Origin of the sequence: Halomonas sp. Mc5H-6, from assembly GCF_024124705.1 — a bacterium.
Classification (GTDB): Bacteria; Pseudomonadota; Gammaproteobacteria; order Pseudomonadales; family Halomonadaceae; genus Vreelandella; species Vreelandella subterranea.
In genome coordinates this window covers 1-12,726 of sequence record NZ_JAMXSI010000009.1, presented here as the reverse complement: position 1 = coordinate 12,726, position 12,726 = coordinate 1, and the positions used below count along the sequence as shown (strand labels likewise).

12 protein-coding genes are annotated in these 12,726 nt (G+C 58.9%); 11 read left to right on the top strand and 1 reads right to left on the bottom strand.

All coding sequences use genetic code 11. From position 1 onward, the window contains the following. The first annotated feature begins 10 nt into the window (after positions 1-10). The 11 genes from NH395_RS13140 to NH395_RS13090 all read left to right on the top strand — a co-directional run bounded on the left by NH395_RS13140 (position 11) and on the right by NH395_RS13090 (position 12,306). Positions 11-370, top strand: a complete 360-nt coding sequence (locus NH395_RS13140) for a sarcosine oxidase subunit delta (RefSeq protein ID WP_066314862.1) — start codon at positions 11-13, stop codon at positions 368-370. Next, a complete protein-coding gene (locus NH395_RS13135) occupies positions 367-3,417 on the top strand; it encodes a sarcosine oxidase subunit alpha (RefSeq protein WP_253025481.1) in 3,051 nt (1,016 codons plus the stop codon). Before NH395_RS13140 ends, NH395_RS13135 begins: the two co-directional genes overlap by 4 nt. Further along, complete coding sequence (gene soxG / locus NH395_RS13130) at positions 3,410-4,072, top strand: sarcosine oxidase subunit gamma family protein (protein WP_199284100.1); 663 nt, start codon at positions 3,410-3,412, stop codon at positions 4,070-4,072. The genes NH395_RS13135 and soxG overlap by 8 nt, the downstream gene beginning before the upstream one ends. Positions 4,073-4,135: 63 nt before the next feature. Continuing rightward, positions 4,136-5,002: a formyltetrahydrofolate deformylase gene (gene purU / locus NH395_RS13125; RefSeq protein ID WP_066314869.1), complete on the top strand. Its 867-nt coding sequence runs from the start codon at positions 4,136-4,138 to the stop codon at positions 5,000-5,002. Between the two features lie 36 nt (positions 5,003-5,038). Beyond that, the gene (locus NH395_RS13120) at positions 5,039-6,418 is read left to right on the top strand and encodes an L-serine ammonia-lyase (RefSeq protein ID WP_199284099.1); all 1,380 of its coding nucleotides are present in this window, start codon (positions 5,039-5,041) and stop codon (positions 6,416-6,418) included. A gap of 157 nt (positions 6,419-6,575) precedes the next feature. Beyond that, positions 6,576-7,949 (top strand): aspartate aminotransferase family protein, encoded by a 1,374-nt coding sequence (locus NH395_RS13115; protein WP_290443831.1) that lies wholly within the window; start codon positions 6,576-6,578, stop codon positions 7,947-7,949. Between the two features lie 20 nt (positions 7,950-7,969). Further along, on the top strand, positions 7,970-9,466 hold the full coding sequence (locus NH395_RS13110; RefSeq protein ID WP_253025469.1) for a CoA-acylating methylmalonate-semialdehyde dehydrogenase: 1,497 nt from the start codon (positions 7,970-7,972) through the stop codon (positions 9,464-9,466). A gap of 100 nt (positions 9,467-9,566) precedes the next feature. Continuing rightward, the gene (locus tag NH395_RS13105; protein ID WP_092824418.1) at positions 9,567-10,187 is read left to right on the top strand and encodes a TetR/AcrR family transcriptional regulator; all 621 of its coding nucleotides are present in this window, start codon (positions 9,567-9,569) and stop codon (positions 10,185-10,187) included. A gap of 69 nt (positions 10,188-10,256) precedes the next feature. Further along, complete coding sequence (locus NH395_RS13100; protein ID WP_253025467.1) at positions 10,257-10,796, top strand: hypothetical protein; 540 nt, start codon at positions 10,257-10,259, stop codon at positions 10,794-10,796. Further along, the gene (locus tag NH395_RS13095) at positions 10,783-11,715 is read left to right on the top strand and encodes a nucleotidyl transferase AbiEii/AbiGii toxin family protein (RefSeq protein ID WP_253025465.1); all 933 of its coding nucleotides are present in this window, start codon (positions 10,783-10,785) and stop codon (positions 11,713-11,715) included. Before NH395_RS13100 ends, NH395_RS13095 begins: the two co-directional genes overlap by 14 nt. A gap of 135 nt (positions 11,716-11,850) precedes the next feature. Next, positions 11,851-12,306, top strand: a complete 456-nt coding sequence (locus tag NH395_RS13090) for an NUDIX domain-containing protein (RefSeq protein ID WP_253025464.1) — start codon at positions 11,851-11,853, stop codon at positions 12,304-12,306. A gap of 6 nt (positions 12,307-12,312) precedes the next feature. Here the strand turns inward: NH395_RS13090 and NH395_RS13085 are convergent, their stop codons facing one another. After that, the gene (locus NH395_RS13085; RefSeq protein ID WP_253025462.1) at positions 12,313-12,612 is read right to left on the bottom strand and encodes an Lrp/AsnC family transcriptional regulator; all 300 of its coding nucleotides are present in this window, start codon (positions 12,610-12,612) and stop codon (positions 12,313-12,315) included. Between the last annotated feature and the right edge of the window lie 114 nt (positions 12,613-12,726).

Below are 12,726 nucleotides of genomic sequence, written 5' to 3'. Positions count from 1 at the left end.
AGTCAGTACCATGTTGCATATTTACTGCCCTTATTGCGAAGAGCTCCGCGAAGAAGAGGAGTTTCATCCCAAGGGCCAAGCTCATATCACACGGCCAGCAGACCCCGACGCCTGCAGCGACGAAGAGTGGGGCGACTATCTGTTTTTCCGTGATAACCCGCGCGGCATCCACCATGAAATGTGGGTGCACGCCATCGGCTGTCGCAAGTTCTTCAATGTCACGCGTAACACGGTGACCTACGAGATTCTTGAGACCTACCCCATGGGCGAACAGCCGCACTTTACGGCGGAGTACCCCGAGGGCAAGCCCGCCGATCAGCTCAATGACGCACAACAAGAGCCGTCGCGCCAGGAAGGAGTTCACGTATGAGCCAGTCGCTGAAACAGCCGAATCGTGTTCGCGAAGGGGGGCGAATTGATCGCGCCCAAACGTTGAGCTTTACCTTCAATGGCAAGCAATACCAGGGCCATGCCGGTGATACCCTGGCCTCGGCGCTGCTCGCCAACGGGGTGAACATCGTCAACCGCAGCTTCAAGTATTCTCGGCCCCGGGGGATCGTCGCAGCGGGGGCTGAAGAGCCCAATGCCCTGGTGCAGTTAGGCAGCACTGAAGCCGCCCAGGTGCCCAACGTGCGGGCCACGCAACAAGCCCTTTTTGATGGCCTGGTGGCGCGCAGTACCAACGGTTGGCCGAACGTCCAGCGGGATGTCATGAGCCTGTTCGGCAAGCTTGGCGGGCAGTTTATGCCGCCGGGGTTCTACTACAAGACGTTCATGGCGCCTGCTTCCATGTGGATGACCTACGAGAAGGTCATCCGTAAAGGAGCGGGGCTTGGCCGCAGCCCGATGGAGCGCGATCCGGATCATTACGATCACCTCAACCAGCATTGCGATCTGCTGGTCGTGGGTGCCGGTCCGGCAGGGTTATCCGCGGCGCTGACGGCGGCGCGAAGCGGTGCCCGTGTGATCCTGTGCGATGAGCAGGAAGAAATGGGCGGTTCGCTGCTCGATAGCCGCGAACAGCTCGATGGCCAACCGGCCCACCACTGGGTCGAGGGCGTCGTGAGCGAGCTTGCCCAGATGGCGAACGTCACCCTGCTGCCGCGTACCACGGCGAACGGTTACCACGACCATCACTTTGTCACGCTGCATGAGCGGCGCACCGAGCACCTTGGCGAGACGGCGCCGCTCACCGATGGGCAGCGGCCGAGCCGTTCGCGCATGCACCGCGTGCGGGCCGGGCAAGTGCTGCTGGCGACAGGTGCCCATGAGCGGCCTCTGGTGTATGGCAATAACGATGTGCCGGGCAACATGACCGCGGGTGCGGTGTCCACCTACATTCGTCGTTATGGCGTGGTACCCGGCAACAAGCTGGTGCTTTCGACCACCAACGATTACGCCTACCGCGCGGCCCTGGACTGGCTCGATGCCGGCCGTGAAGTGGTCGCCATTGTCGATGCCCGCAAGGCCCCTGAAGGTGACCTGGTCGAACAGGCCCGGGTGCGCGGTGTGCGCATTATCGAAGGCGCCGCAGTGCTGGAAGCCAAGGGCAGCGACCGGGTGACCGGCGCCCGCGTCGCCACCATCGATGCGGAAACCTTCAAGGTTACCGGCTCCTCAGACACCTTGTCGTGCGACACCATCGCCAGCTCCGGCGGCTATAGCCCGGCGATTCACCTGGCGTCGCATACCGGAGCACGGCCAACCTGGAACGACGAGATTCTCGGTTTTGTGCCCAGCCTGGTCAAAGGCGTGCATGCGGCGGGCAGCGTGCGGGGCTTTCATCAGCTCGCGGATGGCCTGGCAAATGGCTGTTCCGCAGCGGCTGAGGCGCTATCGGCGCTGGGCTTTGCGGCAACGCCTGTCGAGCTGCCACAGGTCAACACCTACCGGCAGGGTGCCGCCTGCGCGCTGTACCAGGTGCCCCATGAAAAACCGACCCTGCGCGGCCCCAAGCAGTTCGTGGATATGCAGAACGACGTGACCGCTGCCGCGATCGAGCTGGCGACGCGGGAAGGATTTGAATCCATCGAGCACGTCAAGCGCTATACCGCGATGGGCTTTGGCACCGACCAGGGCAAGCTTGGCAATATCAACGGCATGGCCATTGCGGCACGCTGCCTGGGTAAAACGATCCCGGAAGTGGGGACCACCGTGTTCCGGCCCAACTATACGCCGGTGACCTTTGGCGCCATTGTGGGCCGTCACTGCCGTGACCTCTTTGACCCCGAGCGCTATACCGCCATGCACCAGTGGCACGTGGAGCAAGGGGCCGAGTTTGAAGACGTGGGTCAGTGGAAGCGCCCCTGGTACTTTCCACGAACCGTCAATGGCAAGACAGAATCGATGCACGACGCCGTGGCCAGAGAGTGCCTGGCGGTCCGCCAGGGGGTCGGCATTCTGGATGCCTCGACGCTGGGCAAGATCGATATCCAGGGCCCGGACGCCCGCGAGTTCCTGGGGCGGGTTTACACCAACAAGTGGGCCAAGCTGGCGCCTGGGCGGGTCCGTTACGGTCTGATGTGCAAGGACGACGGCATGCTGATGGATGATGGCACCACCAGCTGCCTGGGCGAGAACCACTTCCTGATGACCACCACCACCGGCGGTGCAGCGGGTGTGATGGAGTGGCTGGAGCTGTGGCACCAGACCGAATGGCCCGACTTGCAGGTGTATTTCAATTCGGTGACTGACCATTGGGCGACGATCACGGTTACCGGTCCTGAGGCACGCAAGCTGCTTGCCGAGATCACCGATATCGACCTGGATCGCGAGACCTTCAAATTCATGGACTGGCGCGAAGGCACGGTGGCCGATGTCCCCGCCCGGGTCTTCCGTATCTCCTTCACGGGCGAGCTGTCCTTCGAAATCAATGTGCAGGCCAACTATGCGCTGCATGTCTGGAAGACGCTGTTCGCGCACGGTGAAAAATACGATCTGACCCCCTATGGCACCGAGACCATGCACGTGCTCAGGGCCGAGAAGGGACTGATCATTGCAGGACAGGAGACGGATGGCTCGGTCACGCCGGAAGACCTCGGCATGCAGTGGGCGGTGGGCTACGACAAGCCTTTTCCGTGGATCGGCAAGCGAGCCCTGACCCGTTCGGATACGCGGCGCGTGGATCGCAAGCAGATGGTCGGGCTTATGCCCAAGGACCCCTCGGTGGTGCTGGAAGAAGGCGCGCAGATAGTGTTTGACCCTGACCACGCCATCCCCATGCCGATGGTGGGCCATGTAACGTCCAGCTATTACAGCCCGATACTCGAAAGCGGCTTTGCACTGGCGGTGATCAAAGGCGGGCATCAGCGGATGGGCGAGATCGTCTATTTGCCGATGGTCGATGGCAAGACCCATGCCGCCGAAATCGTCAGCCCCGTCTTTTACGACCCCAAGGGAGAGCGTCAGCATGTCTGAACATACGTCTGCAACCACGGCAACCGGTATCAATATGTACGATGTTCGCCCTACCGCCGAGGTGCCGGCGGAATCCCCGTTGGCCTGGTCGTACCATCACACGGGGCATCCCGGGGTTTCACAGCGCAGCCGCGTGGTGATCCGTGAGCGCGCCCTGCTAGGCCATGTGGTGCTGCGCGGCGGTGCCATTGTGCTTGATGAAGCGGTCCGGCAGGTGCTCGGTTTTGGCCTGCCGGCGCGCCCCAATACCCTCAGCCAGGATCCAAGCGGCGAACGCTCTGCCCAGTGGCTCTCGCCGGACGAGTGGCTCGTCATCGTCCCCGGTGGCGAAGAGTTTTCCCTGGAAGCCAAGTTGCGCGAGGCGCTGGGCGATGCTCATTATGCCATCGTCAACGTCAGCGGCGGTCAGACGCTGCTTGAGCTCGAAGGCGAGGCCGCCACTGAGCTTCTGATGAAATCGACGCCCTACGACGTGCACCCAGCGGGATTCCCGGTGGGCAAGGGTGTGACCACGGTCTTTGCCAAAAGTAACCTGATCCTGCGGCGTCCTGCCGAGGACCGCTGGGAGCTGGTATTGCGCCGCAGCTTTGCCGATTACCTGTATCGCTGGCTGCTGGATGCGAGCCAAGAGTATGCCATCGGCGTTGATGACTGATGAGTGGAGGTCGGCAAATGCCGGCCTCGACTTTTCCTCACTGAGGGGGAGGGAGAACCTGCTATGCAAGATAAAAATAACCGTTGGATATTGGCGGCTCAGTGTGCAAGTCGGCTTGGCACCGTCGACGTTGTGACGCGTTTTCTAAAAGAACAACGCTGTTACATCACCGAACAACAGTCATTTGACGACCGGCTCAGCGAGCGGTTTTTTATCCGCACCGAGTTCCGTCCCGAGGACGAGACGTTCGATGCGGACGCCTTTCAGTCGGCGTTCGCCGAACGGGCGGCTGACTTTGCGATGAGCTTCGAGCTGACGGCACCCGAGACGCGTATACCGGTGGTGATCATGGTGTCCAAGGCGGATCACTGCCTCAACGACTTGCTCTACCGTTACCGCATAGGCCAACTGCCCATCGATATCCGCGCGATTGTTTCCAATCACCCGGATTTGGCGCCCCTGGCCGAATGGCATGGCATTCCTTACCGCTATCTACCGATTACCCCGCAAACCAAGCCAGAGCAGGAAGCACAGGTCTGGGAAGAAATAGAGGCCGCCGGGGCTGAACTGGTCATTCTCGCCCGCTATATGCAGGTGCTCTCGAGCGGCATGTGCCAAAAGTTAACGGGCAAGGCAATCAACATTCATCACTCGCTGTTGCCCGGCTTCAAGGGGGCTCGCCCTTATCATCAAGCCTACGAGAAGGGGGTCAAGCTAGTGGGCGCAACGGCTCATTATATTAACGATGACCTCGACGAAGGGCCTATCATTACCCAAGGGGTCGAGCCCGTCAGCCATACCGACTACCCGGAAGACCTGGTAGCCAAGGGGCGGGATGTCGAGTGTTTGACGCTTGCCCGGGCGGTGACCCTCCATGTGGAGCGACGTGTCTTCCTGCATGCCAATCGCACCGTGGTTTTTGACCGCTAGTCGTATAATGACAACATCTCTGTAAGGTAGACAAGCATGTCAATCAGTGTTTTCGATCTCTTCAAGATCGGCATCGGGCCATCGAGTTCACATACTGTCGGCCCAATGCGGGCCGCTTTTGACTTCATCGGTGAACTTGGGGCAAGTGAGCTGCTGAACGACGTCACTCGCGTTGAGGTGCACCTCTTCGGTTCTCTCTCCTCAACAGGGGTGGGCCACGGCACGGATCACGCCGTCATCATGGGCCTGATGGGGAAAAGGCCAGATGAAATCGATCCGGATGTTATTGGCCCCTCGATCAGCGCGTTGAAAGCCTCTGAGGTGCTGCTCCTGAACAGCCAGTACAGCGTTCCCTTTCAGTGGCAGCGTGACATGCAGCTGTTCGAGGAAAGCCTGCCGCATCATCCCAATGCCATGCGGCTGATCGCCCATGGACAAAACGGTGAGCTGTACCGCAATACCTATTACTCGGTGGGCGGAGGTTTCGTGGTGGATCAGGCCCAGGCAGATCAAGGTCAACTGGACAGCGATACCACCGAGCTTCCCTATGACTTTCATACCGCGGCCGACTTGTTGACCATGTGTCGGGATAGCGGCCTGCGAATCAGTGAGCTGATGCTCGAAAACGAGCGCGCCTGGCGCAGCGAAGCCGAGATACGCCAAGGGCTTTGCGATATCTGGGCGGCGATGAAAGCCTGTGTGAACAAAGGACTCGAGGCCGAAGGCGTGTTGCCCGGCGGGCTGAATGTTCGTCGGCGGGCGCGTTTGCTGCATCAAAGATTGCAGGCAGTGGATGAAAATCCGTCAGTGATTACCACGACGATGTCGGCAATGGACTGGGTCAACCTCTATGCGCTGGCGGTCAATGAAGAAAATGCCGCGGGTGGTCGCATGGTGACGGCGCCGACCAATGGTGCCGCGGGTATTATTCCGGCGGTATTGCACTACTACATGCACTTCCGCGAAGGGGCCAGCGAGCGAGACGTCGTCGACTTCCTGCTGGCGGCAGGTGCCGTGGGCATTCTGTGCAAGAAAAACGCCTCGATCTCGGGTGCCGAAGTAGGCTGCCAGGGCGAAGTTGGCTCCGCGTGCGCGATGGCCGCCGCTGGCCTTGCGGAACTGATGGGCGGCAGTGTCGCGCAGGTCGAAAATGCCGCTGAAATCGGCCTGGAGCATAACCTCGGGCTGACCTGTGACCCCGTCGGCGGCTTGGTCCAGGTGCCCTGCATCGAGCGCAACGCCATCGCGTCAATAAAAGCCATCAACGCCGCCCAGATGGCACTAAGGGGGGATGGCGAGCACTTTATCTCGCTGGATAAGGTGATCCGCACCATGCGTGATACCGGCGCTGATATGCAGGATAAATATAAGGAAACCTCGAAAGGCGGGTTGGCGGTTAATACGATCGAGTGTTGATGAGGGGCCCGTTCAAGTTTGCAGGCTGTGAGGGGTAGCTTCGCCATGCCGTGTTACGTATAGATTGTCTAACGTGAACAAAAGGAAAGCATGATTTTATAAACGTGTTCAGTCGGCCACGCTGAGGCCATGCCTCACAGCGATGGAGCTGGACACCATGTTTGGACTAAAAAGCAAAACCACCCCTCAGGCTTCAGCGGATGCTGCTGGCGACCACGCGCCCGATGGCGTGCTGAATCAGCATTACTGGATGCCGTTTAGCTCGAATCGGGATTTTCGCGCCAACCCGCGTGTCATCACCGGGGCGGAAGGGCGTTATTACATCGACGACCAGGGCCGCAAGCTTTTCGATTCGCTTTCCGGCCTGTGGACCTGCGGCGCGGGCCACAACCGGGAAGAGATTCAGAAAACCGTGGCGGCGCAGTTGGGTAGCCTCGACTTTGCCCCCGGCTTTCAGATTGGCCACCCGCTGGCCTTCAAGCTAGCGGAAAAGGTGGCCAGCCTGACGCCTGCCGGGCTTGACCATGTGTTTTTCACCAACTCGGGCTCCGAGGCGGCCGATACCTCGGTCAAGATGGCCAAGGCCTACTGGCGCCTAAAGGGAAAGCCCGAAAAGACTCGCATGATCGGCCGCGCCAAGGGCTATCACGGGGTTAACATCGGCGGCACCAGCCTCGGCGGCATCGGCCCCAATCGTAAGCATTACGGCCCGTTGATGGACGTAACGCACCTGCCGCACACGCTCCAGGCGGGTCATGCCTTCACGAAAGGCCAGGCGGACTCAGGCGCTGAGCTTGCCGATGCGCTGCTCGATCAAATCGCGCTCCACGATGCCTCGACCATTGCCGCGGTGATTGTCGAGCCGATGTCCGGCTCGGCGGGGGTGATCGTGCCGCCAAAGGGCTATCTGGATCGGCTGCGCGAGATCTGCACCGCCCACGATATTCTGCTGATTTTCGACGAGGTGATCACTGCCTTCGGGCGCAGCGGCGCGACCACCGGTGCCGAGGCCTTTGGCGTCACGCCGGATATCATGAACGTCGCCAAGCAGATCACCAATGGCGCCATCCCCATGGGCGCAGTAATTGCGTCCAGCGAGATTTTCGACACCTTCATGCACGCGGGCGGCCCGCAGCACGCCGTCGAGTTTCCCCATGGCTATACCTACAGCGCCCACCCGGTGGCCTGCGCCGCGGGGCTTGCTGCGCTTGACATGATGGAGCGCGACAACTTCCCCGCTCAGGTCACTGCCATTGCACCTACCTTTGAGCAGAAGCTTCATGCCCTCAAAGGCCGTCAGCACATTGTGGATATCCGCAATTACGGCCTGGCCGGGGCGCTTCAGCTAGCACCCCGCGACGGCGACCCAACGATTCGCCCCCGCGATGCGCACATGGCGCTCTGGGAAGCAGGCTTCTACGTGCGCTACGGCGGTGACACGCTGCAGTTTGGTCCTCCGTTTGGCACTACCGAGGCCGAGCTGGAGCGGCTGTTCGACGCCGTGGCGACCACCCTGGATGCGCTGGCATAAATGATGACGGAGAGTAGAACATGAACGTTGTTTCCCACCTGATTAACGGTGATTTGATCGAAAGCCAGCGCACGCTGGACGTGACCAATCCCTCGACGGGGCAAGTGATTCGCCAAGTGGCAGATGCCAGTGCCGCCGACGTCGAGCAAGCAATTGCCGCCGCCCAGGCGGCGTTTCCCGCCTGGCGCGATACGCCGCCCAACAAGCGCGCCCAGGTCATGTACCGCTTCAAGCAACTGCTGGAAGATAACGCCGAGCACCTGGTACAACTGGTCAGCGAAGAGCACGGCAAAACCCCGGAAGACGCCATGGGCGAGCTCAAGCGGGGCATCGAGAACGTCGAGTACGCATGTGGCGTGCCGGAGCTGTTGAAGGGCGAGTACTCCCACAACGTCGGGCCGGGCATCGATGCTTGGTCCAACTTCCAGCCCCTGGGCGTGGTGGCGGGCATTACCCCGTTCAATTTCCCCGCCATGGTGCCGCTGTGGATGTACCCCATGGCGATAGCCTGCGGTAACACCTTTATTCTCAAGCCGTCGGAAAAAGACCCTTCGGCGGCGATGGCGGTAGCTGAGTTGCTGCAGCAGGCCGGGTTGCCCAACGGCGTGATGAACGTGGTGCACGGCGGGCGTGAAGCCGTGGAAACGCTGCTCGATGCCAAGGCCGTCAAAGCCATTTCGTTTGTCGGCTCCACCCCGGTGGCCGAGGCGATCTATACCCGTGGCTCCGCCGCCGGTAAGCGTGTGCAGGCCCTGGGCGGCGCAAAGAACCATGCCGTAGTGCTACCGGACGCCGACCTGGAAAACGCCGCCAATACGCTGATGGGCGCTGCATTTGGCAGCTGCGGCGAGCGCTGCATGGCGATCTCGGTCGCCGTATGTGTCGGCGATGAGACCGCCAATCGACTGGTGGAAACCATGCTGCCCAAAATCGCCCATCTGAAAGTCGGCCCCGGCACCGAGAAAGGCCTGGACATGGGGCCACTGGTGACGGCAGAGCATCGCGATAAAGTGCTGAGTTTCATCGAAGACGGCGTCAATGCCGGGGCAACGCTGGTCGCCGATGGTCGTAAGTTGGCAGTGCCGGGCCATGAAGAAGGCTACTTTGTCGGTGGCTGCCTGTTCGATAACGTCACCGCCGAGATGCGTATCTACCAGGAAGAGATCTTTGGCCCGGTACTTTGCGTGGTGCGGGTCGGCAGCCTGGACGACGCCATGCAACTGATCAACGACCACGAATACGGCAACGGCACCTGCCTGTTCACCCGCGATGGCGAAGCCGCCCGCCGCTTTACCGACGGCATTGAAGTCGGCATGGTCGGTGTCAATGTGCCGCTTCCGGTACCGGTGGCTTACCACAGCTTTGGCGGCTGGAAGCGTTCGCTGTTTGGTGACCTTCACGCCTACGGGCCCGACTCGGTACGCTTCTATACCCGCCGCAAGGCGGTTTCCCAACGCTGGCCTTCCGTGAGTGAAGCCACACAGGCGGAGTTCTCTTTTCCTGCCAATCAAAGTTGACGCGCCACAGTAACTAAGACATCTTCTCAGCACCGTCGCACTGCGATGGTGCTTTTTTGGTGCGTCTTCTAGGCGTAAGACATGAAAGGATGAGTGCAGCGTGGCAAGAACCCAGGACGAAATTCGGCAGACCAACGTGAAAAAGATTCTCCAGGCGGCGGAACAGCTGTTTGCTGAAAAGGGCTATGCCGGGGCATCAATGGGCGAAATCGCCCAGATGGCCGATATTCCAAAGTCCAACGTGCACTACTACTTTTCGACTAAAAAAGCGCTCTACCAGGATGTGTTACTGGAGCTTTTAGAGGTCTGGAAGCAGGACGCGCTATGCTTCGAACTCTACGATGACCCCCGCGTGGTGCTCTCCACCTATATTCGCGCCAAGATGAACCACTCCCGCAATCGTGCCCACGGCTCAAAAGTATGGGCGGCCGAGGTGATGCAGGGCGCCCCGATCCTTAAAGAACGCCTGCGCGACAACCTCTACGAATGGGCCAAGCTCAAAGAGTCGAAAATCCGCGAGTGGGTTGAAACGGGCCAGATAAACCCCGTCGAGCCGTCCTACCTGCTCTACATGATCTGGGCCTCCACTCAGCACTACGCCGACTTTGACTACCAGATCTGCCTGCTCAACGACGACCAACCGCTTGACGACCTACAGTTCGAAAAAGCCGTGCAGTCGGTGACCTCGGTCATACTTCGGGGGATCGGGCTGACGGCGTGAGCGAAAAAGTGGCTTGAAGGCATTTAAGTGTACATCTATGCTATGTATATATAGTCTAGGTGTGCATTTATGAATCACATGGTCGCCCGCCAACGCTTGGATGCATGGGATCGCCAGGGGCGCACAATCTTCACGCTTCGAGATCTTGCCAAGCTCTTCCATGAAGATAACTCGAAAACGCTACAGGAAGGGGTGAACCGCCTCCGTCGCCATGGAGTGTTGGAGAGTGTTGCGCGGGGCATCTATCATTATACCCTGTCTCGAACGCCAGATGCTTATCGACTGGAGCGTATCGCCCGGGCCATGCGGCGCGGCGAATACAGTTACGTCTCCTTAGAGTCGGCTTTATCTGAATATGGCGCTATCTCACAGATTCCGGTTGATCGACTGACCGTTATGACCACCGGCCGAAAGGGCACTTATCGCACGCCTTATGGCACCATCGAGTTCACCCATACACGCCGCCCAGTCACCGAGCTGATGGGGCGCATGAAAGATATTGGTCGGCCCCTCAAGATAGCGACGCCCGAGGCTGCTTGGGCTGATCTGAAACGTGTAGGGAGAAATACCCACCTAGTGGATATCGAGGTGCTAAATGAGCCGGATTGAGCCGGGTGATTATGAGAAGCTGGTGGCGCAAGCCATGGAGGATCCAGCGCGTAAAGCCATGCGCCCGGTGATTGAAAAGGAACTGCTCCACTTCGATATTCTCTATGCCCTTGATAGAGAAGGCTTGCTCGACACATTGACATTTCAAGGCGGGACTTGCTTGCGACTTTGTCGGGGGTCACTCAGGTTTAGTGAAGACTTGGATTTTGCGGGAGACCGAGACTTCAAACGCGAAAACTTTACGCAGATCAAAGAGTGTCTTGAAGATTATATGAGCAGCCGCTATCGCCTTGAGGTCACGGTGAAAGCACCTAAAGAACTCAGAGACGATCCTCGATACGCCGATGTAAGAGTCGATAAGTGGCAGGTCGCCGTCGTAACCGCACCCATGCGACCAGACATTCCGAAGCAGCGAATCAAGCTGGAGATCGCAAACATCCCTGCTTATACCCGCGAGGCGCATGCTATCCAGGTTCATTATCCTTTTCTCCCTGATGGGTACAGTGATCTATTGGTGGTCACTGAGAGTAACGATGAGATCATGGCGGACAAGCTCGTCTCGTTGGTAAACACCGAAAAGTATGTACGCCATCGGGACATCTGGGATCTGCAGTGGTTGAAGCAGCAGGGTGCAAAACTCAACCTTGATTTACTCCATCGCAAACTGGCGGATTATAGCGTTGAGGATTACTCAGCCAAGGCTCGCTACATGATTGAACGGTTGCCAGCCATCATTTCAGGCACTGCCTTCTACTCAGAAATGACGCGATTTCTACCCACTGACACGCTGGCGCGAACGCTGGATAACCCGCGATTCGCCGACTTTTTGTCGCGAGAACTGACAACAATGCTTGGTTCGGTTGTCGCAACGCTAGACGAGCCTGATCCAAATACACCGCCGGATGAGTTTAAGCTTTGAAGACCAATTTATTGCTAAACGACGACCTGCAGTTCGAAGAAGCCGTGCAGTCGGTGACCTCGGTGATTTTGCGCGGGATTGGGCTGACGGCTTAAGTGAACTAAGTGCTCTAACTAATCTGAATAGGGGGTAATGATGGACAATATCGGACAGCCTGTCATCGGTGCTGGCGCTATTCTTGTCCGGCCTGACGGAGCAGTGCTGCTTGGCTACCGCGATAAGCCCGGCGAGCCGCCAAGCTGGTGTTTGCCGGGTGGACATGTTGATGCGGGAGAGTCATTTGAAGCGGCGGCTGTTCGTGAAATTGCCGAAGAAACGGGGATTTCCGATCTGCGGCGCCCAAAGTTGCTGGCGATAACCCAGAACTTGAATAGCGCCGTCTCTATAGTGACAGGGGCAGTACTTGCCAACGTAGAGCAGGAAGCTGAGGCATTAGTGCTTGAGCCGGAAGTATTCACTCAATGGCGCTGGTTCCGTCCTGGTGCGCTTCCCATGCCGTTATTCCCGGCCAGCCAAGCGGTACTTGCCCACTGGCAGGGCCATGAGCCGCCCGTCGGCTGGCTGACGTATCCCATTGCTTCAGTAGCGTGAATCTTGCTATGTAGAGAGCAAGCTTTCCATCGGTACCGACGTCTCAAACTTATGCCGCTTACGCGACAGTAACGTGCGGAACTTACGCAGGTTGTCGTCGCCATAGAGTACTTGGTCGCAGAAGCGGTCGTACTCATCTAAATCAGCCACCGTCACAATCAATACAAAATCACACTCGCCGGTTACCTGATAGCATTGCTTCACTTCAGGGGCGCTTAGCGCGGATTTTAAAAAGCGCTGGTAGAGCAACTTGTTATCCCGCTCCATCGTCACCTCCACCACCATATGCAGGCTGTAGTGGTTCACTGATTCCGGACACCAACGTAGGTGGTAATATCACCACCATAAGCGAGGTGTCAGATGACCAGGAAACGACGATCTTTTACGCCAGAGTTCAAACAGGAAGCTGCCTGTCTGGTG

Coding starts and splice junctions, on each gene's coding strand:
- NH395_RS13120 (WP_199284099.1), top strand. CDS start 5,039: ATGTCAATCAGTGTTTTCGATCTCTTCAAGATCGGCATCGGGCCATCG.
- NH395_RS13100 (WP_253025467.1), top strand. CDS start 10,257: ATGAATCACATGGTCGCCCGCCAACGCTTGGATGCATGGGATCGCCAG.
- NH395_RS13110 (WP_253025469.1), top strand. CDS start 7,970: ATGAACGTTGTTTCCCACCTGATTAACGGTGATTTGATCGAAAGCCAG.
- NH395_RS13090 (WP_253025464.1), top strand. CDS start 11,851: ATGGACAATATCGGACAGCCTGTCATCGGTGCTGGCGCTATTCTTGTC.
- soxG (WP_199284100.1), top strand. CDS start 3,410: ATGTCTGAACATACGTCTGCAACCACGGCAACCGGTATCAATATGTAC.
- NH395_RS13095 (WP_253025465.1), top strand. CDS start 10,783: ATGAGCCGGATTGAGCCGGGTGATTATGAGAAGCTGGTGGCGCAAGCC.
- purU (WP_066314869.1), top strand. CDS start 4,136: ATGCAAGATAAAAATAACCGTTGGATATTGGCGGCTCAGTGTGCAAGT.
- NH395_RS13140 (WP_066314862.1), top strand. CDS start 11: ATGTTGCATATTTACTGCCCTTATTGCGAAGAGCTCCGCGAAGAAGAG.
- NH395_RS13135 (WP_253025481.1), top strand. CDS start 367: ATGAGCCAGTCGCTGAAACAGCCGAATCGTGTTCGCGAAGGGGGGCGA.
- NH395_RS13115 (WP_290443831.1), top strand. CDS start 6,576: ATGTTTGGACTAAAAAGCAAAACCACCCCTCAGGCTTCAGCGGATGCT.